Here is a 24,342-nt window from a genome sequence, read left to right as displayed (position 1 = left end):
CAGGGTGGGACGGGTTGTGGACCTGTCCTCCCTGGACCGCGAGGACGACGGGGTGCTGATCGACTGGGGCAACGGGCGCCCGATCCGCAGCAACCGGCAGGAGTACGACCTGCTGACCCTGGCCGACCACCCCGATCTGGCCCGTGAGCAGATCATCGGCGCACTGCACCAGATGCACGCCCTGGACCCGGCCGACGACCTGGGCGCCGAGCAGGTCATCGCCCGCATCGAGGGCCTGCTGGACGCCGAGCACCGGCGCCGCCGGGCCGACGTCCACCAGCACTGCGCCGTCGACCAGTCCGGGCGCTGCGCCCGCACCGGCACCCGGAACCGGGCCGCCCGGTGAGCGCCGACCTGCGGTCCGAGCTGGCCGCCGCCCGCGCCCGGCTGGCCGCCATCGACGCGCTGTGCCGGGAGTGGGAGGGCCACTTCGACACCGAGGCGCCGGAAGTCGCCCGGCTGCGCGGCCTGCTGACCGGTCCCGCACCGGCCCGCACCGACGAGCAGGTCGTCGCCGACACAGCCCTGGGCATGGCCCGCGCCAGCGCCCTGTACCCCGGGGCGAACCTGCGGCCGCTGCGGCACGTGTTCCTGGAGGGCTGGTGCGCGCACGCCGAGGCCGTCGGCCAGCCCGCCAGCCCCGAGGACCTGGCCGCTCAGCCGGCCGGCGCGGTCCGCCTCGACGCCTACGGCATCGAGCGGATCAAGGGCCCCGACGAGCTGTGGCACCGGCCCGGCCCGACCGGCACCCCGGATCCGCCGTTGTCCGACGAGCAGATGCTTCGCCCGCCCGTCGCCATCACCTGCACCCCGAAGGAGCACCCGTGAGCGTCATCGCCCGCTTCACCACCTCCCGCACCGCAGCGTCGGTCTCCACCGACCTGGCCTGTCCCGGCGGAGCCGCCCTGCAGAGCATCGAGGACGGGCTGGAGCTGGTCAACGCCGTCGAGCTCGCCCTGCTGACCCTGGGTCGGCCCGCGGCCGGGATCGAGGTGCTGGTGCACGACACCCGGCTGGACGGCCCCACCCCGCCGAAGGAGCCGTTCCCGTACGCGCTGGAGCGGCTGACCCAGCTGGACGCCGGAGCCGCCGCCGTCACCGCCTACATCGCCACCCAGGCCGCCGCCGGCGGGCCCCTGGACCCGCACGAGCTCACCCGGGCGGTACTCGCGGCCGTCACCGAGACCGACCAGCGGCCCGCCCCGGCCTCCGGGCAGGTCTCCGTCACGCCCGCGCCCGACCCCGTCGCCGCCCTCAACGCCCGGCGGGACAGGGTCAGTGCGTTCGCCACAGCGCTGGCGCACAAGTACCGCGGCAGCGAGTACCCGATGACCTGGGCCGACCTGTCGCCCTGGTACACGCTGGCCCTGCAGATGTTCGCCGACGCCGGCATCGCCGACCTGGACGCCCCGATCGGACCGCCGGCCCGGGAGCGGATCGCCGAGGGCGTCTACGACAAGATGACCGAGTCCAGCGGCTGCTTCAAGACCTCCACCCAGCAGGCCCGGTGGATCGCCTGGACCGGGCGGATGCTGACCCTCGCCGGGTTCGCCGACCCGAGCATGCCGACCGTCCGGCCGGTCGACCTGACCATGCACCCCGGCGTGATCGCGCTCGCCGAGGCCACCGCGGCCAAGGTCCACGCCGGGGAGCCGTTCACTGGGCCGCTGCGGCGGGCGTTCACGCTCGCGATGGCCAACATCCTGCGCGGCGCGAACGTGGACCTGAACGCCCCGATCAGCCACGAGCAGCTCGAGCAGGTCTGCCAGGACGTCATGGCGGCCGCTGAGACCACCACCGGGCGCGAGGACTGGCTCGCCACCCTGACCGACGCGCTGACCGGCGCCGGCGTCACCCTGACCGCCACCACGAAGGAGACCCCGTGACCCTCACCGCCACCCTGCAGACCACCCAGCGGATCGAGGTCCTGGGCGCCGCGATGGCCGCCGAGCACCGCGGCTGCCCGGTCCCCTACGTCGGCGCGACCCGCACCGTCTGGAACGACAAGGCCCGCCACGCGCTGGCCCGCGCCGGTATCGCGATCGACGACACCCCGCTCACCCCCGGGCAGGTGCACGCCCTCACCCGGGAGATCCGCTCCAAGCTGGCCGGGTCGCGGCGCGACCGTCACGGCGGCCACACCGCCTGGACCCAGTGGGTCAGCGAGGTGCTCACCAAGGCCGGCTGGACGCTCGCATGAGCGCGGGCCTGGCCGCGGCCGCGGTCTTCACTGCCGGGCAGGTCTTCGCCGAGCCGACCGGCGACGGCACGGCCCTGCTGTGGACCCGCGGCCCGGACGGGCCCGCCCCGTGGACCGCGACCGGGCCCGACGGCGACCTGTACGCCACCGACGCGCAGGTGGCCGCCGCCATGCTCGCTGCCCTGGAGGCTGCCGGGCTGCCGGTGGCCCACCTGGACTGGCAGTGGGCGGTGCAGACCCGCACCTTCACCGACGGCGACTTCGACCGGCTCGAGACCTCCGCCCCGTACGCCCGCGAGGGCTACCGCCGCCACGAGGCGCAGGAGGCCGTGGACCGCTACACCGGCGACCGCGGCCAGTACCGCCTGGACGGGGCCCGCATGGCGGGCCGGCTGGTCGGGCCGTGGGCGCCGGTCCCGGCACCGGCTGCGCGAGGCCGCGACCGCAGCCGGGTGAGCCAGCCTCCCCCGGCGAGGCCGCCGCACATAGGCCCGCCATGGACGCCACCGCACCGGACCGCTGGTCCGCCGCCGCCCACCTGACCTGGCAGCAGGCTGCCGCCCTGGCCGAGCACGCCCGCCGGCACGACCGGGCCGGGAACGCCGCCATCGGGTCTGCGCTCGCCGTCGACCCGGCCGGAGTCGAGGAGCTGATCGAGCAGGTCCGTCAGGCCGAGGAGCCCGGCCAGCCGCTGGGCTACCTGTGGGAGATGTCCCGCCAGGAGGCCCGCGAGGGCGAGCACCGTGCCGCCCACCCGGCCCTGTCCCGGTTGCACCGCATCCTGAGCCTCGCGGTCGTCGTCGGGGTAGTCACGATGCTGGCCGTCTCCCTGCTGCGCTGGCCGTGGGAGGGCAACCCGCTGGCCATCCAGCTGGGCGTCTGGGTCGGCTGGGTCATCTGGGCCTGGCTGCCGGTCCGGCTCCTCGACGACCGCCGCTTCCGCCGCGAGGTCCGCGACGTGCCGGTCTACGCCAGCGAGGCGCTGCTGCGCGCACTGGTCGCCGACCGGCTGCACGGACGCCTCCCGCAGGCGGACCTGCTGGTGCTGGAGTCCTCCTGGCTGGCCGTGCCGGACCTGCAGGGCAGCGCGCCGCACATACGCGAGGTCTAGACCCCGACCGGAGCGGAGCAGACCTTGGGCGCGCACCCCCTGACCGACCAGCAGCAGGCCATCGTCTCGGCCGTCGCCGACGGCCAGGACGTCGCGGTGCTCGCCCTGGCCGGCACCGGCAAGACGAGCATCCTCGCCGCGATCGCCGAGCACCTCCAGGTCACCCAGCCCCAGGCCCGCCTCCTGTACCTCGCGTTCAACAAGGTCACGGCCGACGAGGCCCGCGGGCGCATGCCCGCCAACGTCGAGGCCATCACCGCCAACGCCATGGCCCACCGCAGCGTGCCCGGGTGGATGCATCGGCGCATGAAGCCTCGCGCCATCCCGATGCGCGAGCTCATCGCCGAGCTCGGCATCGACCGCGACGTGTACCTGGGCGGCCTGCGCGCCGCCAGCCCCTACGACCTGGCACGCCTGACCCGGGCGACCATGACACGCTGGTGCATCTCGGCCGACCCCGAGCCGACGTGGCGGCACGTGCCCAAGGCCGCGGCCGCCGAGTTCCCAGAGCTGCGCGAGGCCCTCACGCAGGCCGCCTACCGGGCCCGGCAGGCCGCCGGTCGTGCCGGCGACGACCCCGAGGAGGCCGAAGCCGCCGCCTTCCAGCGGCACTGGTTGAAGGTCTGCCAGGTCGTGCTCGGCCAGGTGAACACCTGGTGGGCGAAGGTCACCGACCCGGACGGGCACCTGGCGGTCTCCTTCGACCAGGAGGTCAAGTTCTGGGCACTGGCCGGCACCCGGTTCGACCAGCCCGGCTCCGGCGCCAGGTACCCGGCGAGCATCGTGCTGCTGGACGAGGCCCAGGACACCGCCCCGGTGCTCGGTGCGTTGGTCGCGTCCCAGCCGATCCAGAAGGTCATCGTGGGCGACCAGAACCAGCAGATCTACGCCTGGCGTGGTGCCGTGGACTACCTGGCCAAGGTGGAGGTCGACACCACGCTTGCGCTGACCCGGTCCTGGCGGTTCGGGTCCGAGGTCGCCCACATCGCCAACTGCTTCCTGTGCCTGCTGGAGACCGAGGAGCGCGTCGAGGGCCTCGGACCGGACACGGACGTCGGCCCGATCGCGGCCCCGGACGCCGTCATCGTGCGAACCAACGCCGGCCTGCTCGAGCAGGCGATCGACCTGGACCGCGCCCGCAAGGTCATCGGCGTCCCCAAGGGGATGAAGGCCGACCTGACGTCGCTGGCGGAGACTGTCGGCCACCTGCGCGACCACCTCAAGCGGCCCAGCGTGATCCACGAGGACCTGGCCGAGTTCGCCAGCTGGGGCGAGGTGCTGGAGGAGGCACGCAAGGACTCCGGCGGCGTGGTGGCCCGGATCGTGAAGCTGGTCGGCAAGGTCGACATCCACCGGTTGCTGCGGCTGGTGGACCGCCTCGTCGACGTCGACCAGGCTGGCACCGCGGCGCGCTACGACATCCTGATCACCACCGCTCACAAGGCCAAGGGCCTGGAGTGGGACGCCGCGCGCATCGGCGACGACTTCCCCCAGCCGCGGATCGATGAGGACGGTCAGGTCTCCATCCCGGCCGCCGAGGAGCTGCGGCTCGCGTACGTGGCGGTGACGCGCGCCAGGCGCGCCCTGGACATCGGGTCGCTGGGGTACGCGATGGCCTACCAGCCGGTCGACCGGGCTGAGCTTGCGTCGCGCACCGAGTCGCCCACCCCGCCGCAGGCGGCTGAACCGTCCAGGCTTCCGCAGCCGGCTACGCCCGAGCTGGCCGGCGTGCCGGACTCTGCGAACGTGCCGGCCGCGGCCCGCGAGCTGTTCGAGGCCATCACCGCCGGACACCACAGCGCCGAGGAGGTCTACGCCCTGGTGCTCGAGGGGGTGCGACGGGCCCGGGCCGAGGTCCTCACCGAGGCTGCGACTTGGTCGCTGACCCTGCCCTGGGAGATCTCCGTGCCCGCCTGGCTGACCGAGCAGGCCGAGCTCGCCCGGACCGGGAGGGTCTAGGTCCTACCCCGGGGTCGGACCAACCGCGGGGCGCGTTCGTCTCCCGGCGCCGCACATCTACGGGTCACGAGACCGGGTCGCCGGCGAGCCGGCCGCTGACAGCCTGAGGTGGCAGCCATGGACGGCTTCGAGCTCACCCGCAACGCCTACGTGATCGCCTACCTGTCCATCGGGGTGGTCGTGTGCCTGGCCCTGGTCCGGTTCGACCACACCCACGGCCACCGATTCCTGAAGGACCCTCGACCGACCGACTACCTGTACGTGCTGGCGCCCACGCTGGTGCTGGTGTGGCCGGCCGCCCTCGCAGTCCTGATCGACCTCATGCGGCGATCCGCGCACACCGCCGGCTGACGCACATCGCGCCCATGCCGCACATCCCCTATCCATGAGCACGAACACCCCCGTCCGGGTCGGTCAGGTCTGGGCCGACAACGACCCTCGCTGTGCGGGTCGAACCCTGCGCGTCCTGGAGGTCCTCACCGACGCCGCCGGGCACGAGGTCGCCCGCCTGGAGCAGCTGACCAACTCCGCTGACGACCAGCGGCTGATCGACGACGCGAAGGCGCCGGGGCGCTCGCGCGGTGCCTTCGTCGGCGCGCAGTGGGTGCCGGCCGACGGCCGCGGGAAGGTCGTGACCGTCAAGGTCCGGCGCATGCGCCCGACCTCGACGGGGTACCGGCTGGTCACCGACGCACCGGAGCAGTCGTGAGCGCCGACACCGCTCCCGTGCTGCCCCAGGCCTGGCAGGGCGACCACACGGCCCTGGTGCACGTGCTGTGGGCCGCCCGGCACAAGGGCATGACCCTGGCCGGTGCCGACGAGCTGGCCTCCTTCATCCGCCGGTCCGAGTACCACCGGGCCGTGCAGGAGCTGTCCGCGGCCGGGATGCCCCCCGTGCGGTTCGCTGAAGGCTTCACGCCCGACGACGCCCCCGGGACGGAGCACCCGCTGCTGCGGACCATCGCAGACGTGCTCGATCTCGGCCTGGACCCGGCGATCCGGTACACCCCCGGGGAGTACCTGGCCGAGGCCAACCGCGTCGGGGGGCGCTCGACCTGGGCGATGCGGTACGCCGCCGAGGCGTCCGCCTTCGCGCGCGAACGCGCTCGCCTGGACGCCCTGACGCGGCGACTGGCTGCCGTGCACGCGGCCTACAGCGCGCAGGTGGAGACCACCTGGGGTCTGGGCTGGACCGTCCCGACCTCGTGGGGCCTGCCCGACGACATGCACGTCGACCCGGCCCAGACCGAGGAGGTCGCCAGGGCGATGCTGGCCCAGACCCGCCACTGGTCGGATCCGTCCGGGATGAGCGACCCGCGCGTGGTCAACCGCGTCAGCGTGACCGCGCGGTGGGAGCGGGCGTGAACGGCAACCTCGTGGCCGCGCTGCGCGCCTGGCACTGGCGCGCCCGACGGCTGCTGGCCACCCAGCAGCGCGCGCAGGCCTGAGGTGGCTGTCCCGGCCGCCGAGCGGCGCGCGAACCTGGTACCGGTCTGCTTCGCACCGGCCCGGTACGGCGGCCTGTCCGCGACCCGAAAGCACTCCGCCGCGACCTTCGGGTTCATGTGGCGGTGCAACCGGAAGGTGTCGGCCTGGGGCGGCGGTGCCACCAGCATGCCTGCGTGGTGCTGACCCCGACCGAGCAGGAGCACCTGGAGTACTACGCCCGCGAGCACGCCAGCCTCGAGGAGTAGACGGTGGGCACCACGATCGACGAGGTTGCCGCCCGGGCGGGGTTTTCCGCCACGAACTCCGCGCCGCCGATCCGGCCTGCGTAGCTGCCGCACATCCACCAGGGGACGTGACCCGTACACCGCAGGAGGACCGTGATGCCCGCGACCGATCCGAACCAGGTTCCGCGGCAGTGAGCGCTGCCTACTGGGGCGGGTTCGCCACCCCGTTCCTGATCGCCGCAGCTCTCGGGCTGGTCCTGCTGGTGCTCCGAGGGCTGCTGGTGCTGCGGGCGAAGGCGGCCGTGTGGCGGCCGCGCTTCACCGACGACCCGATGCGGCGCGCCCGCGAGGCGGCCGCACTGGCGATCGCCGACCGGTTCCTGGTGCTCCGGCTGCCCGGCGGACGCATCATCGCCTGGCGGCGCACCGTCAACGACCTCTCCGACCCAGCCCGGCAGACCTACGCCCACGTCTACGACGCCCTCATGGACGCCGCGGCCGACCCTCACGCCAGCCGCGACGCCTACGGCGCGAGGTACTACGGCGGTCGGGACATGTCCGAGCAGGGGGCCTTCGAGTGACCCGGATCCGGGCGGCGCACCCGTTCGCGATCGCGTTCGCGCTGCTGCTTGCGGCTGCCGCCGCGCTCGCCACAACGGCGCTGGCCGTGTTCGTCGCAGCCAGCGGGTTCGTGCTCGAGAGTCCCTCCGACGCCCAGCACGGGATCGGTGCCACGGACGTGGGCGCGGCGACCGGGACGGCCGCGGTCGTCGGCTACTCCGGCGGGCTGCTCACGGGAGCGGCTCTCGTGGCCATCGAGCGGCGCCTGCTCGCGGCCGTGGTCCTCGTGGACATGCCCGCTACGGCGATCTGGTCCCGTGCTCTGCCACCGGCGCCCGGGCACGTCCCGACTGCCACGGCCACCGTGCCGGTGCACGCCAGGCCTTTCCCGGTGTGCCCGTACCTGGGCATCCCCGGCGCCCCCGAGCGAGTCGCCGCCTGCCGTGCACGGTCGCAGGCACGCGCCCGCTCCATTGACCCACCACCGAGGAGGACCCGTGCCGCAGACCCGCACCGGCGACTGGATGCAGACCTACACCGGCCGCCAGTTCTGGCCGCTCGACCCGCGACCCGAGGAGGTCGACCCGCGGGACATCGCCCACGCACTGGCCTACCAGTGCCGCTACAACGGCATGACCCGCGAGCACTACTCCGTGGCGGAGCACTGCCTGCTGATGTCGTGGGCCGTCCCAGTGCGCGACCAGCTGCACGCGCTGCTGCACGACGCAACCGAGGCGTACATCGGCGACATGATCCGCCCCCTCAAGAACCACGTCCCGGCCTTCCGTGACATCGAGGACGTGGTGTGGAAGGCGATCGCGGAGCGGTTCGGCATCTCGGCGCAGATCCCGTCGTCGGTGCACGACGCCGACATCCGCATCTGCCTCGACGAGCGCGCCGCACTGCTGTCCGAGCCGCCCGCCCCGTGGGACACCGAGGCCTTGGGAACCCTCGGGGTGGACATCGGACCGCTGCCCGCCCAGGAGGCCGAGCGCCGCTACCTGGACCGGCTGTACAGCCTGCTGGTCCGGGAGGACGCGGAGCCGGCATGGGCCTGAGCCTGTCGGCCGGCTCACTCGCCGCCGCCCCGACTGGCGCGGTCCAGCCTCTGGTGCAGCCCTGTCCGCGAGACCCGCGCACGCCGACCGCAGGCCGCCCGCCGCAGGAGCGCGTGCCGCACATTCACCGATCATGGACGACCTCGAGGCTGCCCTCACCCGCCGCGCGTTGCGAGGGTCTCGGCAGGCGCGCTCCGGCGTCCAGAGCGCCCAGTGGACGCACGCGGGCTTCCTCCGTGCTCGGCACGGCGGGTGGCCCAGGGGTGCCCGCAACCACCCGGCCAGCACCGTGAAGAAGACCGGGGCAGGCACATGAAGACCCTCGCCACGGGCACCACCATCGCGCTCTCGCTGCCGGCGACCGCGCCCGGCGCCACTGAGGCCGAGATCGTCACGCACCTGTACGACGTCCCGGTGGAGGTGCTCGCCGACGTCCTGGAGCAGCTGGAGACCTACCGGAGGCCGCTGTGACCTCCGAGCCGGACAGGGCCCGCGCACTCGCGCACGCTCTGGCGGGCACGACCTTCACGCTGCTGACCGCTGCCTGCAGCCCAGTCGCTCCGCCCGGAAGCGATGCGCGCCGGATCCGACAGGCCATCATCCGGCAGACCCCTCGGGTCCTGGCCGACCTGACCGCCGGGCTCGACGTGCGCCTGCCCCCTCTGGGCGGCGGGGAAGCCGGCATGCGGCGCGCCATCCGTGCCGTCGGCCTGCTGACAGAGCGGGCCCACGAGGCCGGGCTGGCCGATCTCGCCGGCCGAGCCGGCCGCTTCCTGGCCCGGGCGCACGCCGACGCCCAGGAGGTCACAGGCGAGAAGTACCTGCGCCCGTACGTCTTCGCCGCATCCGAGCCCGACACGGCCAAGGAGTCCTGATGGACCACCCCACGTACTACGACGTCCTGGGTGTGTCGCCCGGTGCCGACGCAGCGGCGATCAAGAGGGCATTCGCCGCCCAGCGACGGGCGACGCATCCGGACACAACCGGGGTCGCCTCGCACGTCCAGTTCGATCTCGTCCAGCGCGCCGGCGAGGTCCTGACCGACCCGGTGCGCCGCGCGGCGTACGACGCCTCGCTCTCCGCCAGGGCCGACCCGTGGGCGCCCGGACCGCCGACGCCGCACGCCGCTGCGCCGCCGGCACCCGCGCAGCCCGCCGGGTGGGCCACGCCGCCCGCCGCATGGCCGCCGCCGCCACAGCAGCGGACACCGTCCGCGCCCGAGCCCGGGGCCTGTGAGCCCCCTTGGGCCGCACGTCTACCCGGCATGAGCGACCAGCCCCGCACCCCCGCCGGCGTCCGCGCAGGCGGGCAGTTCGAGCCCAGCCTGCGCGGCGAGGCCGTCAACGACCTCACTGCGGGCCGACCGCGCCTGCCGCACATAGGCCTGGCGAGAGGCTCCGCTCCGGGGCCTGTGAGCAGGAGGCGAGCCCGTGACGCAGCCGCACAGCCCCGAGTCGATCGGCACCACGAACGGGCAGCCCCTGCCGGCGCCCCTGCTCCCCCAGGGCATCTCCCCGAGCGCCGCCGCGATGTACTTCGGCCGCCCGGCCAACGGCCGCGGCATCACGGCCCAGATCTTCACGGAGGAGAGCTGGCCGATGCTGTCCGACGAGGACCGGCGCGCCCTGCTTGCTCGACCCGGCCCGGTTCGCCCGGCCACCCTCACGCACACCCTGGACGACGTCATCGGCGCCGCGCCCCAGCGCGAGGGACGCACCCACCGCCCCGGGCAGCCGGGTGTGGGGGCGACGGTGATCGCGCGCAGCCTGTTGGCCGATTCGACGCCGGAGTCCGTCGAGCAGGAGATCCGCCAGACGCTGGCCCAGCTGGGGCTGGACGCGACCCCCGAGCGGATCGAGCGCCTCGCGCGCATCCACGACGCGATGGCGCCCACCCCGAGCCCGGAGCAGAACTCATGACCGAGCGCATGACCGCCGTCTCCGTGCCCGGCCAGCCCTCGGGTTCCGGCCTGATGCTGCACGGCACCGCCGAGCCGGCCGAGGCGATCGCGCAGCTGCGCGCGTACGCCACCACCAACCACTCGGCGACGACTGCGATCCTCGCGGCGGACGACGCCGACCTCCGCGTGACGCCCGCGGTCGGAATCGTGCGGCGCCGCAGCGTGAACGTGCTGCAGGCCGGGAAGGAGCCCGCCGAGCAGTCCCACCCCGCCACGGATCCGCTGCCCGGCGAGAGCGCGGTCGATTTCCTGCGCCGCACCGGCTGGCGGGCCCTGGACGACGTCATCGACATGGTGCAGACCACCCGCTGCGTCCTGCCGGGCACCCGGTCGCTGTGGGAGCACCCCGTCCGGGACCAGCGGAGCGTCCTGGACGCCGCGACCGACGCCGTCATCGACTCGATGCAGACCACCCGCCGCGGCCTGCCGGACACCCGGTCGCTGGCATCCGACTACGCCCTGGCGGCCCTGTCGGTCACCGGGACGCGGGACGTGCCCACGAGCGCCCGACGCCGGGCCGCAGCGGCCGCGCTGCACCAGGCACTCGCGTTCGACGCCGACCTGACCCCGGCCCGTCGCCGCGAGCTGCTCACCCACCTGACCGTCCTGGCCTCGACCGAGGAGACCTGATGGACCTGACCGCCGCGGGCGCCGCCCGTGAGGTCCGCCCGACCTGCCCCGTGCACGACACCCCGGACTGCTCGTCGCTGTTGAACGGGTGCAGCCTGCCGACCCAGATGATCGCCTACGGCCAGCAGCTGCTGGACCACGTGCGCGCCAACGACGAGTTCGAGCGCACCGACACGGTGTGGCGGGTCGAGCCGCTGCACGAGCGCGACTCGCGGCCCGCGAACTCCTACGACGTCGTCGGCAGCGACGGGTACCCCGTCACGCACGCGCTGGCGAACCTGACCCACGCGGAGGCGGCCGCGATCGCGCAGGCCCACAACGCCGCGCTGCAGCCCGCCTCGGGCGCCGCGCGGGACGCGGCCCTGAGGCTGTTCAACCAGACCTACCACACGGCCGGCGACGAGAACGGCCGGGCCGCCGCGGCTGCCGACCGCGACCTGGTCCTGGACGCCCTGGGTTGCGCCGCTCAGGACGGGCCGGGCTCGCCCGCGGACCCGTCGCTCTGAGCCGAGCACGACTTCGGCGTGGCGGCCTACCCGACCGACCTCTACAACGACCTGTCCTTCGCCTACGGCATCCGGGAGTCATCATGAGCGAGCTGCGCACCGACTGGGTCATGCCGATCCTCGTCGACAAGACGGGTACCCACGAGCTGACCGTGGAGGCCGCGGCGCGTGCGTGCGTCCTCGCGTGGGCGCGGCGCACCGCAGACCAGCAGGCCGCCTTCGACGCCTGGCTGTCCGGTCCGTTCACCAAGTCGGTCCGCCGCGCGAGCGCCGCGCACCTGGACCGGGCCGTCGCCGAGCTCGGCGGGCACGAGGTCCGCTGGGGTGGGTCCCGGGGCGTCGCGCTCGCGCCGATGCGGATGGTCGACCTGCCCAAGCTGGTCGCCAAGGCACAGGTCGCGAGCACCGACCTCGAGCGCACGCGTCCGGCACCGGCGCCGGTCGCCGGCGTGTCCGTCACCGTGCTGGAGACCCTGACGACCGGGAAGGCCGCGGCGCAGGCCGCGCACGCCCTGCTCGGGTGGGCGCTGGAGGCGGACGGCTCCGCGGTCGAGCGTGTCCTGGGCGTGAGCACCGGGCTGCACCTCGCCTTCACCGGCCCTGGCCACCTGCGGCTGCTCGCGGCGCGGCCGGGTGCGGTCGCGATCCGCGACAACGGCCTCACCGAGGTCACCCCGGGCACCCTGACGGCAGTGGCGATCCCCACCGCTTGATCGACATCGACGTCGGCGACGGGTACCAGCACCACGAGCCGACCCGCCGTGAGGACCGGCTCGCGCAGACCGCGCACCGGATCCGGGCCGCGGCCGCGTGGGAGGCCCTGTGGGGTCGGGCCAGCGCCGACGCGCTGCTGTACTCGGCGCCGCGCAAGTCGCGCGCATGGCGCAGGGACGGAAGCGAGATCGAGGCGATGCGGGCGAACGTCCGACTCGCTGTGGCGGGCCGTGGCCGGATGCTGTGGACGCCCGAGCTCACAGCCCTGGTGCACGAGGTCTGGCCGACGGCGCTGACATCTGATCGTCGGCGCCCGGTTCTCCTGACCCTCGACGCCGCTCGACGTCCGCGACGACGCGACCCGCACACGGGGCCTCAGCTGGTTCCTGGCACCCACCGACCGAGGCCCCGGCTGGCGCACCCCCGAAGCGCGAGGGACCATCCTCGTGCCCACCCCCGATCGCTGCGGCCCGGCTGGGGCCCGCGCCGCACATACGATCGGCACCGCAGGCGCAGCGCCTGCACCGAGAGGAGCGTGCGATGCCCAGCCCCAACCAGCTCGACGTCGAGGCCCACCTCGCCGCCGAGATCACGCGGCACGTGGCCGACACGGCGCGGGCGCTGCGCGAGGTGGCCGACCGGATCGAGCAGACGGCGGCCGCCGGCATCGCCAAGGTCAGCGTGGACGACCACGCGACGTACGCGCACATCGCGTACGACGTGCACCGCGACCTCGACATCGCGCTCGCCAACACGCCGCTGCGCACCCTGATCATGGACGCCGGCACGGCCGACCGCTACCGCGCGGGCAAGCTCGCGGCCGCCGGAGCCTGACCCCCACCTCCATCGCCGTCGCCGCCGGCGCCTGACGGCGCGCCGGTCCGCACATCTACCTGCCATGACCCAGCCCCGAGTCCCTGCCGGACGGCGCGCCGGCGGCCAGTTCAGCGCCGCTGCGCACGACGAGTCGCCCGCGGAGCTCCCCGCACCCGGCATCAGCTGGGGCGAGCCGGAGGTCAAGGAGTGGAGCTGGAGGGGCACGGACACCCGGATCGAGACCCGCCGCGCCCACCTGGACGGCGAACAGCTCATCCGCGCCCAGCGGTCTCTCAACAGCTGCGACCCCGTCCGGGTCGAGCTGGTGCACGAGAGCAACACCGACCGCAGCACCGAGCCGCCGACCGTGCACGCCAGCACTCGCCTGCGACTTCGCAGCGGTGACCGCTGGGCGGAGGTCGCCGACGAGGACGCCCTGGTCGACCGTCTCGCCCGCGTCGATCTGGACGCCCCGTGGACGCCACCACTACCCAAGGCCGTTCGGGACGCCATCCGCCAGGTCGACTTCCGGGTCGTCGAGGAGCGGCGCGACACCGAGGAGTACCCCACCTCGATCGAGACGGTCGAGGTGGCCGGTACGGGCTCGGAGTTCGACACCCGGGTCCGGGCCCTCTTGGGCGTGGGCACCGGCACGGTCCACACCCGCCGCGAGACCAGCGAGAACAACCTGTGGGGGTGCGAGACCTGGGAGACGGAGTCCCAGGTCGTCGTCTCCTGCGCCGGGGCCAGCCGCACCTTCGAGACCGTGGCCGAGCTGTTCGCCGCGCTCGAGGCGCTCGGCTGAGCTGCCGCACATCTGCCTTTCATGCCGCCACCGAGCCCCTGCACCTGGCCTCGGTTCCCGCGTACCGGCTGGCTGCTCTGGCCGCCCTGGGCATCAAGGTCGACGCCGTCATCGACTCGATGCAGACCACCCGGCGGGGCCTGCCGGACATCCGGTCGCTCGCCCGCGAGTGCGCCCTGGCGACCCTGTCGGTCGCCGGGGCGCGGGACGTGCCCACGAGCGCCCGACGCCGGGCCGCGGCGACCGCGCTGCACCAGGCACTCGCGTTCGACGCCGACCTGGCCCCAGCCCGTCGCCGCGAGCTGCTCACCCACCTGACCGTCCTGGCCTCGACCGAGGAGACCTGATGGACCTGACCGCCGCGGGCGCCGCCCGTGAGGTCCGCCCGACCTGCCCCGTGCACGACATCCGGGACTGCTCGTCGCTGTTGAACGGGTGCAGCCTGCCGATCCAGATGGTCGCCTACGGCCAGCAGCTGCTGGACCACGTGCGCGCCAAGCGAAGCCCCATCAGGCCAGCGCCCCGTCAAGCGCGAGACGGCCAAGCCGGAGCATGTCCGTGACGTCTCGAGCGAACGCGCGAGAGAAACTCTCGACCTCCATGCCGTTAACGGCCGCGCCCTCCTCGAGTGCGCTGGAGAGGTTGGAGCCTGACCCGCTTCTCCGGACACCTGGTCCGAGGCGATGATCGTCTCGGGAAGGGAGTCTGGGATGCCTGCAGCCAAGCCGCCGGAGTTCCGGCGTCGAGCAGTGGATCTGGCCCGCTCGGGTCGGCAGCCGGTCGCGAAGGTCGCGTCCGATCTCGGGATCAGCGAGTCGTGTCTGCGCCGGTGGATGGCCCAGGACGACGTCGATGCCGGTCGCCGTGAGGGCGTGAGCTCCGACGAGCGCCGCGAGCTGGTCGAGCTGCGGCGCCGCAACCGGGTGCTGGAGATGGAGGTCGAGATCCTCAAGCGGGCCTCGGCGTACTTCGCCCGGGAGAACGTCCTCCCAAAATGAGCGCCCGGCTGGTCCAAGAGCTGGCCGCTGACGGGGTGCCCGTCGCGGCGACCTGCCGGGTCCTCGGGATCTCCCGCTCCGGGCTCTACGACGCCATGAACCGACCGCCGAGCACCCGCGCGATCGCCGACCAGGCGCTGACCGCGACGATCACGGCGATCCATCACGGCTCGCGGGCGACCTACGGCGCCCCGCGAGTCCATGCCGAGCTGCGTCTCGGGCTCGGGGTCGCCTGCGGACGCAAACGCGTCGCGAGGCTGATGCGCGCGGCCGGGTTGATAGGGGTCTGCCACCGGCGCAAACGCTGCGGGCAACGACCGCTGCCAGCACCGCACGACGACCTCGTCCAGCGGCGGTTCACCGCCAACGGCCCGGACCGATTGTGGTGCACCGACATCACCGAGCACCCCACGGGCACCGGGAAGGTCTACTGCGCCGCGGTCCTGGACGTGTTCACCCGCAAGATCGTCGGGTGGTCCATCGCGGACCACATGCGCTCGGAGCTGGTCGTCGACGCCCTGCAGATGGCGATCTGGCGGCGCCACCCCGCACCAGGTGCGATCGTGCACGCGGACCGCGGAAGCCAGTACACGTCGTGGATCTTCGGGCACCGGCTGCGCGAGGCCGGCCTGCTCGGCTCGATGGGCCGAGTCGCGTCCTCGGTCGACAACACCATGATGGAGAGCTTCTGGTCGAGCATGCAGCGCGAGCTGCTCGACCGCCACGCCTGGTCCTCCCGCGAGGAGCTCGCCTCGGCGATCTTCGAGTGGATCGAGGGCTTCTACAACCCCGTCCGACGCCACTCCGGCCTCGGCTACCGGTCCCCGAACGACTTCGAGGACCTACACACCGCCGCCACCGCGGCGGCATGATCACCACACCGCAACTGTCCGGGAAACCGGGTCAGGCTCCGTTCGGGTAGGCGTCGCACCACGCCCATACCCAGAACGAGACCGGCGAGATCATCATGTCCGCCCCGCTGTCCGAGCCGACGATGTTGACGTTCGCGGCCCGGGCGTACCCCTTGCTGACACCGCGGCGTAGCAGCCGGATCCCAGGGTGGCTGCTGAACGTGTCGTCGTAGCGTCTCCAGACCAGCACCAGCCCCTCGTTCGCGAGCCACCAGCGGGGCCCGGTGCTCCGGGGGCACCGTCGGACCGGGTGCTGCGACGCGCACGAAGTCGAGTGCCTCCCAGTGAGCAGCGTCCGTCTGGAGCAGGTGGCCACCCCGGCGAACGAATAGCTTGGATGCGTCGATCGGCACAGGTTGCAGCGGCACGCCAACAGCTGCCAGGTGGTTCCCGTCGTCGAAGATGGCAGTGTCATGGTGCTCTGTGATCATGGTGGGGTTCCTACCTGGCCAAGGATGCGGAGCGGGCCGGCTCAGAGGCAGGGTTCGTGCCGAGCTGCCCGGGTGGCAGCAGGCAGGTCTCACTGGGCCGCCGGTGACGCCTGATGCCCCGTAGATGTGCGGGGCATCAGGCCTGGGCCCTGCGACGGATCAGGTCAGCCAGGCGATCGCCTTGTCGACGTCGCCGACGACCGCGACGCGCACGGTGGGCGAGCCCAGGACGGCCAGGGCGGCGACGCGGTGGTTGCCGTCGACGAGGGGCCACCGCGGCGTGTAGCCGCGAAGGCCGATGTCGACGCAGATCGGGTGGTCGTCCAGTTCAGGCACCCCGTTGGCCACGAAGTGCGCGACGCGGCGCACCTCGCACCCGTGGCACCATTCGTCCGCGCGGTGTCCGTGGTCCGGCTCGGTCGGCTGCTCGATCTCCGCCCAGACCTCGGCCGCGGTGATCGGTCCGACGCCCCACGGGTCGTCGGCCAGCGGGTTGCAGATCAGCTCGAGGAACCGGTCCAGCGGGACCGTCAGCAGGCCGTCGGCGTCGAGGTCAGCCACGGCCGATCTCCACGGCCTGGATGGTCGCGACCAGCTCTCGGGCAGCGGCGCGAACCTCGTCCCACACCGCGACGAACCGGGGTCCGTGGGCGTCGCGCGGGTCGTAACCGGTGATGGCGCCGCGCTCCCACTCCAGGTGGTGAGCGAACTCGTGCGCGGCGACCTGCAGGATCGAGCCGGTGTCGAGGTACAGGGTGTACAGCCGGATCACGCCGGCGTCGTCCTCGCGCGAGTAGCTCCCCAGCTTGAGCGCACCGTGCGCCACAGGGCCGGCCTGCACGTCGCTCATCACCCGCGGCGCCGGGACACCGAACCGGTCGGCCAGCGCGACGGTCAGCCTGGCCATCCGCTGGACGTCGAGCTCGCCGGCCGGTCCGGCGCCGGGCACGACGCTGCGCTGGTGGGTTCCGTCGGCGGTCATACGGTCCGGCAAGGCGGCGAGCGCGCGGGCGTCGAGGGCCGCCTGCTCCTGGTCGGCCGCGTCGCGGTAGGTCCGCGCGACCGCGTCGTACACCGCCAGCCCGGACTCGAGGTGGCCAGCCATCGCCTTGGCGAGGGCGAGCGTCGGGATGCGGTGCTCCGTCGCCGTGACCTCACCGGCGCTGCGTCCGCCGGCGTGCTCTGCGACGGCGAGCTGGGCGAGGCTCCAGCTGGTCTTGTACCGGCTGAGCGCGTACGCGGCGCGCTCGCCCAGGGCCGTGTAGCGGCCAGGTCGCTCCCGGGTCCAGCGCAGCGCGCTCGTCGTGCTCATGCGCTACGGATGTGCGGCGACGCCCAGAGCGCGGCGGAGGCGGCCGGACGCGCCCTGGTCAGGTGCGGCCGTGCTCCGCGTCCAGCCGGCGCAGCATGTACTCGGCCACGCTGCACGCCTCACGCACGACCAGCAGCGCCAGGTCCTCGCTGACGCCCGTGGGCAGGGTCCGTCCGTGGCCGGTCCCCTGCAGGTTGCGCAGGTCGTTGACGTTCTTCGCGATGGTCCAGGACGACTGGTGGATCGCCCGGATCTCCGCGAAGCCGGGCAACGTCTTGTCGACCCGCTCGGGCAGCACACCGAGCCGCTCCCGCGCGATGTGCCAGAGCGCGTCGAAACCCATCGAGGACGGCACGCCCATGCCGGTCTCCTCGAGCACGAACTTCGCGACCGACTCGAGCAGGTCCTTCGCGGTCCCGATCAGCAGCGCGGGGTCCGACGTGCTCGCCCGGAGCCTGGCCAGGCTCTCGTCGAGCGCCTCGCGGCCGCCGGTGTCGAGGTCGGCGCCGGCGAACGCACGTAGCTGACCGTCCTCGTTGAGCATCCAGCCGGCCCGGCCGAGCGCGACGCGCAGGCGGTTCTCGTTGTCCGACCGCGCATCCGCCGGCGCCCCGACGAGGGCCTCGTGCCGCAGGGCCGACAGGAACCCCTCGACCAGCCTGCGTCCGCCGCCCTCCCGCTCTGCGCGGCGGAACGCCGCCAGCACCCGCTGCTCCTTGCTCGTGCCCTGGGCGTTCGGCCGATAGACGTATCCGTCGTCGAGACCTGCCGAGGTGAGCGCCCTCGACACCGCGGAGTGAGAGGGCCCCACGCCAGCGTGGAAGAAGGCGGCGATCGCCGCCGCGATGTCGTCGCTGACAGGGGCGCTGCTCATGGCGCAACCGTAGCGGCGAGCACCGACCCGCCAGGTCGCCCCGCACAGGTCACTCCGGCCGCCGAGGCCCGGACACGCGGGAGGCGCCTTGGTATCGTTCCGGTCGCGCCCCGGCCGGCGGCGCGCCGGGGCATCCACGCAGCCGCTCAGACGGCGGTTCGCCGCAGCCAGTCCACGACGTCGTCGAAGGCCATGCCCGCGAGCGTCACGCGGCGCTCCGCGGTGTCGCGGCGCACGACGAGCTCGCCACCCTCGCCGTAGACCCGGTACTCGGCGCGCGAGGGCGACCAGACCGGCGTGTTGCGCGAGTGGAACCCCAGGTAGGTGAGCCCGGCCTCCTTCAGCGCCTTGCGCAGGCCCCAGTCCATGTCGTACCGCGGGCCGGCGGCGCTCAGGTGCTGCACGGCCTGCTCGACCGGCATGTCGAGCGCGGGGCCGAACACCTCGTCGAACTCGGCCCGCACCTCAGCAGAGGGGCGCGGCGTCTGGTCGGTGACGGGCAGCCACGGCTCCCAGACGACCGTCGGGAGGCGGAACCGCCCGGAGTGGGTGAGGACGACCACGAGGTAGGCGCGCGGGATGAGGTCCGCCTCGGCGTGCTTGGTGTTGCCCCACCGGAACAGGCCCAGCTTGCTCCCGTCCGGCCGGGTGCCCTCGACCATCCCGCCGTCGGTGATGTCGCCGTAGCCGTGGGCCTGCAGGATCTGCTCGAAGATGCTCATGCGAGTGCCGCCTCCTGGGACCTGTGGTGCCTCTGCGCACCGATAGATGTGCGGGTCACTCGCCGCCGGCAAGGCCCGCGAGGTGCGCCAGCCGCTCGCGTTGCTTCGCCGTGGCCTCGGTGACGCGGTCCAGCGCGCGCAGGACCGCGTCGGCTTCGCTGCGAACCTGCTCGGCCACCTTGCGTGATCGCATGACGTCGAGGAGCACCTCGACGATCTGCTCGTCGGTGGCGTCGTGGTGAGCGGACAGCCAAGGCAGAGGGCCGTCGTACGGCTGGTGCTTGGCCATCTCCACGTCGAGCAGCTTGATGATGTTCGACACCCGCTGATGTTGCGGGGTCTCGCGCGCCGAGTACGACAGCTCGTGCGCCTGCTGCCGGTACCGGTCGCGGTCCTCGGTCATGTACCGCAGGCTTCGCTGCAGCTCCGGCACCTCGGTGGACAGGTGGTGGTGCTGCCAGGACAGCACGCGCTTCCACCCGGGGCCGGCGTCATGCACCTTGCGCGCAGGGGCCGGCCGGATCACGGTCATCGACCGGGTGCGCCTGCCGGACGGCGGAGCCATGATCCCCCAGGTCTCAGGCACATCCAGGCCCGCTACGAACGCCGGGTCGGACACGACCAGCCACCACCGGGTGCAGAACTGCGCCCACGCCTCGCACTTCATCGGGTCGGTCAGCTCAACGAGCACGTCCGAGCGGGACACCTTGATCTCGTGCCCGACCATGCCATCGCCGGCCGAGGGGACGACCGGCGCCCAGATGAGGTCGGCACGCCGGTAGGAGTCCGGGGCCTGGATCTCCGAGGCGAACACCCCAGCGGCAGGTCGGCCCTCGGCGATGTAGTGCCGCCGCAGCATCTCCAGCATGTCGCTGGCGGTATGCGCCAGCGTTCCGTCGAGGTGATGGGTCACCTCACTGGGATGTGCGGCATGGCGTCGTGCTGCTCAGGTGCGCTGCGAACCTCCCAGTCCGGTCATGCAGGCCCGCCCGCCGACGCCCTCGTCGAGCCGAAGTGCACCCTGAGACACCGCGGCGCACGACATGATGTCGGCGTGACCGACCCCACCCCCGTCGACCAGATGCTCGCCGCCGTCCAGTCGCTCTCGGTCGCGCTCCTCGCAGACGACAAGGCCGCGCAGCAGCAGGCGCTCACCGATCTGGCGTTCGCGCCCGCGGTGGTGCCAGTCCGCCGCGAGCCGTCGGTGCGCTCGGTCGCTCGGGTCTACGCCCGCGATCGCTACCAGTGCCGCTACTGCGGGCGGCGGGTCGTGCTCTCGGCGATGCTGCGGCTGCTCTCCCGCCTGCACCCGGCGGCTCTGCCCTACCAGGCGAACTGGAGAGCCGGCGTCGCCCACCCCGTCTACGCGGCCCTGTCCGCGACGCTGGACCACGTCGTGCCCGTCGCGCTCGGCGGGCACAGCCTCGACGAAGCGAATCTGGTGTGCGCGTGCTGGTCGTGCAACCTGCGCAAGGCTGACCTGCGCATGGCCGACGCCGGGTTCGAGCTGACCCTGGAGCCGTCGCACCGCGACTGGGACGGGCTCAGCTCTTCGTACCGCCCGCTGTGGGACGCTGCCGGCCGGCCCGATCTAGGCTCCCACGAGCGCGAGTGGATGCGCGCGGTGGACGCTGCGGCGGCGCCGGGGGCGATCGCAGCGTCCACCGTCGCCTACGAGTTCGACGGGCTCGGCGCGCCCCGTGCCGAGGGACAGGAGCTCGGCGCGTGACGCTCGAGATGGGGTCGCTGGCGGACTGGGCCGCGGCCCTCCTGACCGGAGGCGCGCTGCTCTACGCGGTGCACCTCACCAGGAACGAGACCCGGGCGCGGCGCCGTGAGCAAGCCGGGCTGGTGGCGTTCTGGCAGGACGGGTTCGACGAGGACGGGTCCACCGTCTTCAACGTGCACAACGCCTCGGCGCTGCCGATCACGAACGTGCGGATCCCGAGCTGGACCTCGGAAGAAGGCGAGGAGTACGAGGCCGAGTCGATCCACGGGCCGGTGATGCCGCAGGCGTCGCTGGCGATCTCCGAGTACGGCCCGCGAACGAACCTGCCCTTCACCAAGTGGCTGGAGTTCACCGACGGTGCGGGGGTGACGTGGCGCAAGAACCTGGACGGTTCGTTCGACCCGAGCCCTTCGCCGGTGCGGTGGTGGGCCCGGGCGCTGCGGAGGTGGCGCACCGGGTGATCCCGAATTCCGAGGGGTTGGGAGCGAGTGACGGCCGCTGCCCCCTCGGCCGACTCCCGGCATGCTGCCATGGTCAGGGGCGCCGGGTCACCGCGGAGGCCCAGACCCACACCCAGCCCTCGCGACCGTGGGCGTCGACGTAGTGCACGTGCACCGCTCTCGGGGTCCATGCCACCGCCTCGCCGTCGACTTCGACGTCGCGCGCTCTGCCGTCGACGATCCAGGCACGCACCTGGGGTGGCTCGTCCGGGCGAGTCACCCGTGCACCCGTGATCACGGACGGCGGCACCTGGCGCGCCATGTCGCGCATCGGCACCCGATCGATCCCCACCGCGCCAGTATCGAACACACGTTCGAAGCCCGGTAGTCGCGTACAGAACTCCCCACCCCGGGCGTCCACGACCTGGCAGCATGCGACCGCGAGCACGAAGGAGCGGTGAGGTCGATGGCGTACTGGTGGGCCAGCCAGAGCACGAACTGGAAGGTGGTGATCGACGAGGGCACCCTGTGGGCGGGCGCCAACCCGGCGGGAACCGACCGATCCGATTGGGTGCGGCTCACCGAGCTCGCGCGCGGCGACATCGTGTTCCACTACGGCGGCCAGGCCATCCGCGCAGTGAGTCGGGTCTCCTCCGCAGCGGAAGACGCCCCGCGCCCCGCCGTCGGCTACACGAGCAAGGGTCGGCCCCAGGACTTCGACCACGGCTGGCTCGTGCGGGTTGAACCCACCCACCGCGGACTGTCGCTGCCCGGACGCCGCGCCGCGCAGATCGTGCACGCCGGCTCCCCCGGCCCGTTCGACAGGACCGGGCGCCCCGGCCGGCGGTTCATCAGCACGCTCACCGACAGCGAAGGGTCCGCCCTGCTCGCCGAGCTGGGGATCGCGGAGGTCGCCGAGAGCGTGCTCGGGCTGCCCGCGCCAGAGGGCGCCGGCCCGACCGACGCCGCGGCGCTCGCGACGGTCCGCACCGAGCAGCGCGAGCTGCGCCGCCATCTCCTGCACGGGCGGGCAGAAGCACCCTGCGCGCTGTGCGGGCGGAGGCTGCCGGAGCAGCTCCTGGTCGCGGCCCACATCGCCCCGCGCCGGGAACTCACCGACGCCGAGCGCCGCCGCTTCGACGAGGTCGCGATGCTGGCGTGCGCGCTGGGCTGCGACGCCCTGTTCGAGTGGGGACACGTCAGCGTCGACGAGACTGGCACGATCGTGGCCGGGCCGGCCGCGGCGACCGGCGACCTCGCGGCCGCGGTACGAGGCCTGGTGGGGCGTCCGTGCTCGGCGCATGGGCCAGCGACGGCGTCGATGTTCGCCCGCCGCCGGACCGGCTTCTCGCAAGCCGGACAGCCCGGCTGAGGGTCACCAGACCTGCACGTTGGTGCCGCGGATCACCGCGCCCGGCGTCGCCCGGATCGGGTCGTGGCGCCAGCGTGCCGCACGTGCTCCGGCGGACGTTCGTCGCAGGAGCCGGTGGTCCGGTTCCCGTCCTCCAGCCCTTGCGCCCAGGACTTCGCGTCGGCCAGGAGCCTGGCACGGTGGCGCCGCATCGAGACTGCGCGCCGGTCGACGTAGCGGGAGCCATCCGCCGAGAGGAGCGTCGGCCAGGCCACCACCTTCCAGCCCGCGCAGCCGGAGTCCTCCACGGCGGTGAGCTCGACGTACCAGCGGTTGCCGAAGGACCAGTACCGCCCCGCGTACCCGCGCACGAATCGCAGGCGCTTCGCTCGCTCGGGTCCGGGCTGGGCCGCACCGGCCGGCACCCGCCGGCCGGTCACCGTGCCCGCTTCTCGACAGCCGCAGCGGCATCCTTGGCGGCACGGACGTTGCGGTGATGGCTCTGCGGCCACGTGGTGGCGAACCGGTCGGGCACCGTCCCTTCGACGATCGGCAGGGACACGAGTACCGCACCGCGGCGCTGCTTGACGATGGTGTGCTCGAACGCGATGCCGACCGCGACGTAGTGCCCGGGGGCGATCCGCGTCCACGCGAGCGCGCTCACCGCCCGGTCGTCGACGACCGGGTCGTTCCCCGTCACGGGGTCGGTGCTGACGCGGCCGGGGCAGGCGTGCGGAGTACTCATGACGACCTCCTCTAGGGCCCGGGCGAGTCCCGGTGCCGGCTGCCGTGGAGATGTGCGGCACGCTCGCGCGTGGGGCGCCGCACATCTGCACGGCGTGAGCGAGCACCCCATCGCGGCCTGGATCGACCGGGCCGAGGAGCGGTTCGTGCGCGGAGCACGCCAGCGGCCGCAGTCCGTCGCCTCCACCCCGCAGGGGCCGGAGGTCCACTGGTGCGGCTGGGTGCGCGGGCTCCAGTCCGACCTGGAGACCGTCCCGCTGCCCTGGCGGGTCCTGCGGATCCCCGGCGGCAACTACCTCGCCGGCGTCATGGACTCCCGTGACCAGCGCCGGCTGACCGCCGCGTCGCTGACCGCCGTACGGCGCAAGATCGCCGTCGAGCACGCCCGCGACCAGATCCTCGCCGCCCGTGGGGAGGGGCCGGCCTACCTGCGACGGCGCCGGTAACCCCCGCTCGGACCCTGCCGACAGTCTCGGCGCGCGCCGCACATCAGCACAGCGTCATCCGCACCCGGGAAGGAACCCAGGCCGCCATGCCTACCAAGCTCACCCCCACCCGCGCCGCCGCCCTGCGCGAGGTCGCCGACGGACTGATCGTGCTCCACTGGCCCTGGACCGCCGGGGCCCGAGAGCCACGCTGGGAGCGTCGCGGAAGCGCCGCCGCGGCGCCGGTCAAGGCGGCCCCGATGGACTGGCTCAAGAGCAACGGCCTGATCCGCGTGGAGCCCAAGCGGATCGGGACCACCACCTCGAGCGTGTCGCTGACCGACGCCGGCCGGACTGCGCTGGACGAGTCGCGCCGCTGACCCCCGCACCCGGCCGCCCGCGCCCCGCATCG

General features: G+C 73.4%; 36 protein-coding genes and 2 pseudogenes. 29 read left to right on the top strand and 9 right to left on the bottom strand.

Annotated elements, in window-relative coordinates; translation table 11 throughout:
* Positions 1-16 precede the first annotated feature (16 nt).
* From HNR08_RS17305 to HNR08_RS17200, 24 genes and pseudogenes are all read left to right on the top strand, one after another.
* Complete coding sequence (locus tag HNR08_RS17305) at positions 17-346, top strand: hypothetical protein (protein ID WP_146840553.1); 330 nt, start codon at positions 17-19, stop codon at positions 344-346.
* The gene (locus HNR08_RS17300; RefSeq protein ID WP_146840554.1) at positions 343-828 is read left to right on the top strand and encodes a hypothetical protein; all 486 of its coding nucleotides are present in this window, start codon (positions 343-345) and stop codon (positions 826-828) included. Before HNR08_RS17305 ends, HNR08_RS17300 begins: the two co-directional genes overlap by 4 nt.
* On the top strand, positions 825-1,886 hold the full coding sequence (locus HNR08_RS17295; RefSeq protein ID WP_146840555.1) for a hypothetical protein: 1,062 nt from the start codon (positions 825-827) through the stop codon (positions 1,884-1,886). The genes HNR08_RS17300 and HNR08_RS17295 overlap by 4 nt, the downstream gene beginning before the upstream one ends.
* Entirely contained in the window at positions 1,883-2,200 is a 318-nt protein-coding gene (locus HNR08_RS17290; RefSeq protein ID WP_146840556.1) for a hypothetical protein, read from the top strand. The genes HNR08_RS17295 and HNR08_RS17290 overlap by 4 nt, the downstream gene beginning before the upstream one ends.
* Entirely contained in the window at positions 2,197-2,742 is a 546-nt protein-coding gene (locus tag HNR08_RS17285) for a hypothetical protein (protein WP_146840557.1), read from the top strand. Before HNR08_RS17290 ends, HNR08_RS17285 begins: the two co-directional genes overlap by 4 nt.
* Positions 2,697-3,311 carry a hypothetical protein gene (locus tag HNR08_RS17280; protein WP_146840558.1) on the top strand — a complete coding sequence of 205 codons (615 nt, stop codon included), beginning with the start codon at positions 2,697-2,699 and terminating at the stop codon, positions 3,309-3,311. Before HNR08_RS17285 ends, HNR08_RS17280 begins: the two co-directional genes overlap by 46 nt.
* Before the next feature lie 24 nt (positions 3,312-3,335).
* Positions 3,336-5,270 (top strand): UvrD-helicase domain-containing protein, encoded by a 1,935-nt coding sequence (locus tag HNR08_RS17275; protein WP_146840559.1) that lies wholly within the window; start codon positions 3,336-3,338, stop codon positions 5,268-5,270.
* Between the two features lie 117 nt (positions 5,271-5,387).
* Positions 5,388-5,621: a hypothetical protein gene (locus HNR08_RS17270; RefSeq protein ID WP_146840560.1), complete on the top strand. Its 234-nt coding sequence runs from the start codon at positions 5,388-5,390 to the stop codon at positions 5,619-5,621.
* A gap of 34 nt (positions 5,622-5,655) precedes the next feature.
* Positions 5,656-5,979 carry a hypothetical protein gene (locus HNR08_RS17265; RefSeq protein WP_146840561.1) on the top strand — a complete coding sequence of 108 codons (324 nt, stop codon included), beginning with the start codon at positions 5,656-5,658 and terminating at the stop codon, positions 5,977-5,979.
* On the top strand, positions 5,976-6,635 hold the full coding sequence (locus HNR08_RS17260) for a hypothetical protein (protein ID WP_146840562.1): 660 nt from the start codon (positions 5,976-5,978) through the stop codon (positions 6,633-6,635). The genes HNR08_RS17265 and HNR08_RS17260 overlap by 4 nt, the downstream gene beginning before the upstream one ends.
* Before the next feature lie 200 nt (positions 6,636-6,835).
* Positions 6,836-6,964: a hypothetical protein gene (locus HNR08_RS22440; RefSeq protein WP_276509386.1), complete on the top strand. Its 129-nt coding sequence runs from the start codon at positions 6,836-6,838 to the stop codon at positions 6,962-6,964.
* Between the two features lie 170 nt (positions 6,965-7,134).
* Positions 7,135-7,524: a hypothetical protein gene (locus HNR08_RS17255; RefSeq protein ID WP_146840563.1), complete on the top strand. Its 390-nt coding sequence runs from the start codon at positions 7,135-7,137 to the stop codon at positions 7,522-7,524.
* Between the two features lie 477 nt (positions 7,525-8,001).
* Positions 8,002-8,562 (top strand): HD domain-containing protein, encoded by a 561-nt coding sequence (locus HNR08_RS17250; protein ID WP_146840564.1) that lies wholly within the window; start codon positions 8,002-8,004, stop codon positions 8,560-8,562.
* 312 nt (positions 8,563-8,874) lie between these two features.
* Entirely contained in the window at positions 8,875-9,033 is a 159-nt protein-coding gene (locus HNR08_RS17245; RefSeq protein WP_183835171.1) for a hypothetical protein, read from the top strand.
* Positions 9,030-9,437: a class I SAM-dependent methyltransferase gene (locus tag HNR08_RS17240; protein WP_146840565.1), complete on the top strand. Its 408-nt coding sequence runs from the start codon at positions 9,030-9,032 to the stop codon at positions 9,435-9,437. The genes HNR08_RS17245 and HNR08_RS17240 overlap by 4 nt, the downstream gene beginning before the upstream one ends.
* A pseudogene (locus tag HNR08_RS21980) lies at positions 9,437-9,619 on the top strand (DnaJ domain-containing protein); the annotation flags it as partial. The gene HNR08_RS17240 and the pseudogene HNR08_RS21980, both read left to right, overlap by 1 nt.
* Positions 9,620-9,992: 373 nt before the next feature.
* Positions 9,993-10,481: a hypothetical protein gene (locus HNR08_RS21975; RefSeq protein ID WP_246803194.1), complete on the top strand. Its 489-nt coding sequence runs from the start codon at positions 9,993-9,995 to the stop codon at positions 10,479-10,481.
* Positions 10,478-11,152, top strand: a complete 675-nt coding sequence (locus HNR08_RS21970) for a hypothetical protein (protein ID WP_246803195.1) — start codon at positions 10,478-10,480, stop codon at positions 11,150-11,152. The genes HNR08_RS21975 and HNR08_RS21970 overlap by 4 nt, the downstream gene beginning before the upstream one ends.
* Positions 11,152-11,658: a hypothetical protein gene (locus HNR08_RS17230; RefSeq protein ID WP_146840567.1), complete on the top strand. Its 507-nt coding sequence runs from the start codon at positions 11,152-11,154 to the stop codon at positions 11,656-11,658. Before HNR08_RS21970 ends, HNR08_RS17230 begins: the two co-directional genes overlap by 1 nt.
* A gap of 83 nt (positions 11,659-11,741) precedes the next feature.
* On the top strand, positions 11,742-12,371 hold the full coding sequence (locus HNR08_RS17225; RefSeq protein ID WP_146840568.1) for a hypothetical protein: 630 nt from the start codon (positions 11,742-11,744) through the stop codon (positions 12,369-12,371).
* 541 nt (positions 12,372-12,912) lie between these two features.
* Positions 12,913-13,206 (top strand): hypothetical protein, encoded by a 294-nt coding sequence (locus tag HNR08_RS17220; protein WP_146840569.1) that lies wholly within the window; start codon positions 12,913-12,915, stop codon positions 13,204-13,206.
* 64 nt (positions 13,207-13,270) lie between these two features.
* Positions 13,271-13,993 carry a hypothetical protein gene (locus HNR08_RS17215; RefSeq protein ID WP_146840570.1) on the top strand — a complete coding sequence of 241 codons (723 nt, stop codon included), beginning with the start codon at positions 13,271-13,273 and terminating at the stop codon, positions 13,991-13,993.
* A gap of 119 nt (positions 13,994-14,112) precedes the next feature.
* Complete coding sequence (locus tag HNR08_RS17210) at positions 14,113-14,340, top strand: hypothetical protein (protein ID WP_146840571.1); 228 nt, start codon at positions 14,113-14,115, stop codon at positions 14,338-14,340.
* Positions 14,341-14,703: 363 nt separating this feature from the next.
* Positions 14,704-15,863 (top strand): annotated as a pseudogene (locus HNR08_RS17200) (IS3 family transposase).
* A gap of 31 nt (positions 15,864-15,894) precedes the next feature.
* Here HNR08_RS17200 and HNR08_RS17195 read toward each other — a convergent pair.
* The 6 genes from HNR08_RS17195 to HNR08_RS17170 form a co-directional block, all read right to left on the bottom strand.
* Positions 15,895-16,092, bottom strand: coding sequence for a hypothetical protein (locus HNR08_RS17195; protein ID WP_183835169.1), 198 nt, complete (start codon positions 16,090-16,092; stop codon positions 15,895-15,897).
* A gap of 400 nt (positions 16,093-16,492) precedes the next feature.
* On the bottom strand, positions 16,493-16,894 hold the full coding sequence (locus HNR08_RS17190) for a hypothetical protein (RefSeq protein ID WP_146837828.1): 402 nt from the start codon (positions 16,892-16,894) through the stop codon (positions 16,493-16,495).
* Positions 16,887-17,645: a hypothetical protein gene (locus tag HNR08_RS17185; RefSeq protein WP_146837830.1), complete on the bottom strand. Its 759-nt coding sequence runs from the start codon at positions 17,643-17,645 to the stop codon at positions 16,887-16,889. Before HNR08_RS17185 ends, HNR08_RS17190 begins: the two co-directional genes overlap by 8 nt.
* A gap of 58 nt (positions 17,646-17,703) precedes the next feature.
* Positions 17,704-18,519 carry an abortive infection family protein gene (locus HNR08_RS17180; protein WP_146837832.1) on the bottom strand — a complete coding sequence of 272 codons (816 nt, stop codon included), beginning with the start codon at positions 18,517-18,519 and terminating at the stop codon, positions 17,704-17,706.
* A gap of 146 nt (positions 18,520-18,665) precedes the next feature.
* A complete protein-coding gene (locus HNR08_RS17175) occupies positions 18,666-19,241 on the bottom strand; it encodes a hypothetical protein (protein WP_146837833.1) in 576 nt (191 codons plus the stop codon).
* Positions 19,242-19,296: 55 nt separating this feature from the next.
* Entirely contained in the window at positions 19,297-20,109 is an 813-nt protein-coding gene (locus tag HNR08_RS17170; RefSeq protein ID WP_146837835.1) for a hypothetical protein, read from the bottom strand.
* Positions 20,110-20,295: 186 nt separating this feature from the next.
* Between HNR08_RS17170 and HNR08_RS17165 the strand changes: the two genes are divergently transcribed.
* Together HNR08_RS17165 and HNR08_RS17160 are read left to right on the top strand one after the other, a co-directional pair.
* A complete protein-coding gene (locus tag HNR08_RS17165) occupies positions 20,296-20,970 on the top strand; it encodes an HNH endonuclease (RefSeq protein ID WP_146837837.1) in 675 nt (224 codons plus the stop codon).
* Positions 20,967-21,431, top strand: coding sequence for a hypothetical protein (locus tag HNR08_RS17160; protein ID WP_146837839.1), 465 nt, complete (start codon positions 20,967-20,969; stop codon positions 21,429-21,431). Before HNR08_RS17165 ends, HNR08_RS17160 begins: the two co-directional genes overlap by 4 nt.
* 73 nt (positions 21,432-21,504) lie before the next feature.
* On the opposite strand, the gene HNR08_RS17155 is transcribed toward HNR08_RS17160, so the two are convergent.
* Complete coding sequence (locus HNR08_RS17155) at positions 21,505-21,831, bottom strand: hypothetical protein (RefSeq protein ID WP_146837841.1); 327 nt, start codon at positions 21,829-21,831, stop codon at positions 21,505-21,507.
* 45 nt (positions 21,832-21,876) lie between these two features.
* Here HNR08_RS17155 and HNR08_RS17150 point away from each other — a divergent pair, with 45 nt between their 5' ends.
* Complete coding sequence (locus HNR08_RS17150) at positions 21,877-22,782, top strand: hypothetical protein (RefSeq protein ID WP_183835167.1); 906 nt, start codon at positions 21,877-21,879, stop codon at positions 22,780-22,782.
* A gap of 32 nt (positions 22,783-22,814) precedes the next feature.
* On the opposite strand, the gene HNR08_RS17145 is transcribed toward HNR08_RS17150, so the two are convergent.
* Positions 22,815-23,201 carry a hypothetical protein gene (locus HNR08_RS17145; protein WP_146837845.1) on the bottom strand — a complete coding sequence of 129 codons (387 nt, stop codon included), beginning with the start codon at positions 23,199-23,201 and terminating at the stop codon, positions 22,815-22,817.
* Positions 23,198-23,506: a hypothetical protein gene (locus tag HNR08_RS17140; protein WP_146837847.1), complete on the bottom strand. Its 309-nt coding sequence runs from the start codon at positions 23,504-23,506 to the stop codon at positions 23,198-23,200. Before HNR08_RS17140 ends, HNR08_RS17145 begins: the two co-directional genes overlap by 4 nt.
* Positions 23,507-23,600: 94 nt before the next feature.
* Here HNR08_RS17140 and HNR08_RS17135 point away from each other — a divergent pair, with 94 nt between their 5' ends.
* Entirely contained in the window at positions 23,601-23,951 is a 351-nt protein-coding gene (locus tag HNR08_RS17135; protein WP_146837849.1) for a hypothetical protein, read from the top strand.
* An 86-nt stretch (positions 23,952-24,037) separates the two neighbouring features.
* Positions 24,038-24,310, top strand: coding sequence for a hypothetical protein (locus tag HNR08_RS17130; protein WP_146837851.1), 273 nt, complete (start codon positions 24,038-24,040; stop codon positions 24,308-24,310).
* Positions 24,311-24,342 lie beyond the last annotated feature (32 nt).

It is taken from the genome of Cellulomonas hominis (assembly GCF_014201095.1).
Lineage (GTDB): Bacteria > Actinomycetota > Actinomycetes > Actinomycetales > Cellulomonadaceae > Cellulomonas > Cellulomonas hominis.
The sequence above is the reverse complement of the archived record's forward strand: the minus strand, read 5'-3'. Positions and strand labels throughout refer to the sequence as shown.

Excerpts from the sequence above, each read along its gene's own strand:
- HNR08_RS17220 (WP_146840569.1), top strand. The coding sequence starts at position 12,913 with ATGCCCAGCCCCAACCAGCTCGACGTCGAGGCCCACCTCGCCGCCGAG.
- HNR08_RS17230 (WP_146840567.1), top strand. The coding sequence starts at position 11,152 with ATGGACCTGACCGCCGCGGGCGCCGCCCGTGAGGTCCGCCCGACCTGC.
- HNR08_RS17170 (WP_146837835.1), bottom strand. The coding sequence starts at position 20,109 with ATGCTGGAGATGCTGCGGCGGCACTACATCGCCGAGGGCCGACCTGCC.
- HNR08_RS17245 (WP_183835171.1), top strand. The coding sequence starts at position 8,875 with ATGAAGACCCTCGCCACGGGCACCACCATCGCGCTCTCGCTGCCGGCG.
- HNR08_RS17175 (WP_146837833.1), bottom strand. The coding sequence starts at position 19,241 with ATGAGCATCTTCGAGCAGATCCTGCAGGCCCACGGCTACGGCGACATC.
- HNR08_RS17270 (WP_146840560.1), top strand. The coding sequence starts at position 5,388 with ATGGACGGCTTCGAGCTCACCCGCAACGCCTACGTGATCGCCTACCTG.
- HNR08_RS17265 (WP_146840561.1), top strand. The coding sequence starts at position 5,656 with ATGAGCACGAACACCCCCGTCCGGGTCGGTCAGGTCTGGGCCGACAAC.
- HNR08_RS17130 (WP_146837851.1), top strand. The coding sequence starts at position 24,038 with ATGCCTACCAAGCTCACCCCCACCCGCGCCGCCGCCCTGCGCGAGGTC.
- HNR08_RS17215 (WP_146840570.1), top strand. The coding sequence starts at position 13,271 with ATGACCCAGCCCCGAGTCCCTGCCGGACGGCGCGCCGGCGGCCAGTTC.
- HNR08_RS17140 (WP_146837847.1), bottom strand. The coding sequence starts at position 23,506 with ATGAGTACTCCGCACGCCTGCCCCGGCCGCGTCAGCACCGACCCCGTG.
- HNR08_RS17210 (WP_146840571.1), top strand. The coding sequence starts at position 14,113 with ATGCAGACCACCCGGCGGGGCCTGCCGGACATCCGGTCGCTCGCCCGC.
- HNR08_RS17150 (WP_183835167.1), top strand. The coding sequence starts at position 21,877 with ATGGCGTACTGGTGGGCCAGCCAGAGCACGAACTGGAAGGTGGTGATC.
- HNR08_RS17285 (WP_146840557.1), top strand. The coding sequence starts at position 2,197 with ATGAGCGCGGGCCTGGCCGCGGCCGCGGTCTTCACTGCCGGGCAGGTC.
- HNR08_RS17225 (WP_146840568.1), top strand. The coding sequence starts at position 11,742 with ATGAGCGAGCTGCGCACCGACTGGGTCATGCCGATCCTCGTCGACAAG.
- HNR08_RS17280 (WP_146840558.1), top strand. The coding sequence starts at position 2,697 with ATGGACGCCACCGCACCGGACCGCTGGTCCGCCGCCGCCCACCTGACC.
- HNR08_RS17180 (WP_146837832.1), bottom strand. The coding sequence starts at position 18,519 with ATGAGCAGCGCCCCTGTCAGCGACGACATCGCGGCGGCGATCGCCGCC.
- HNR08_RS21970 (WP_246803195.1), top strand. The coding sequence starts at position 10,478 with ATGACCGAGCGCATGACCGCCGTCTCCGTGCCCGGCCAGCCCTCGGGT.
- HNR08_RS17185 (WP_146837830.1), bottom strand. The coding sequence starts at position 17,645 with ATGAGCACGACGAGCGCGCTGCGCTGGACCCGGGAGCGACCTGGCCGC.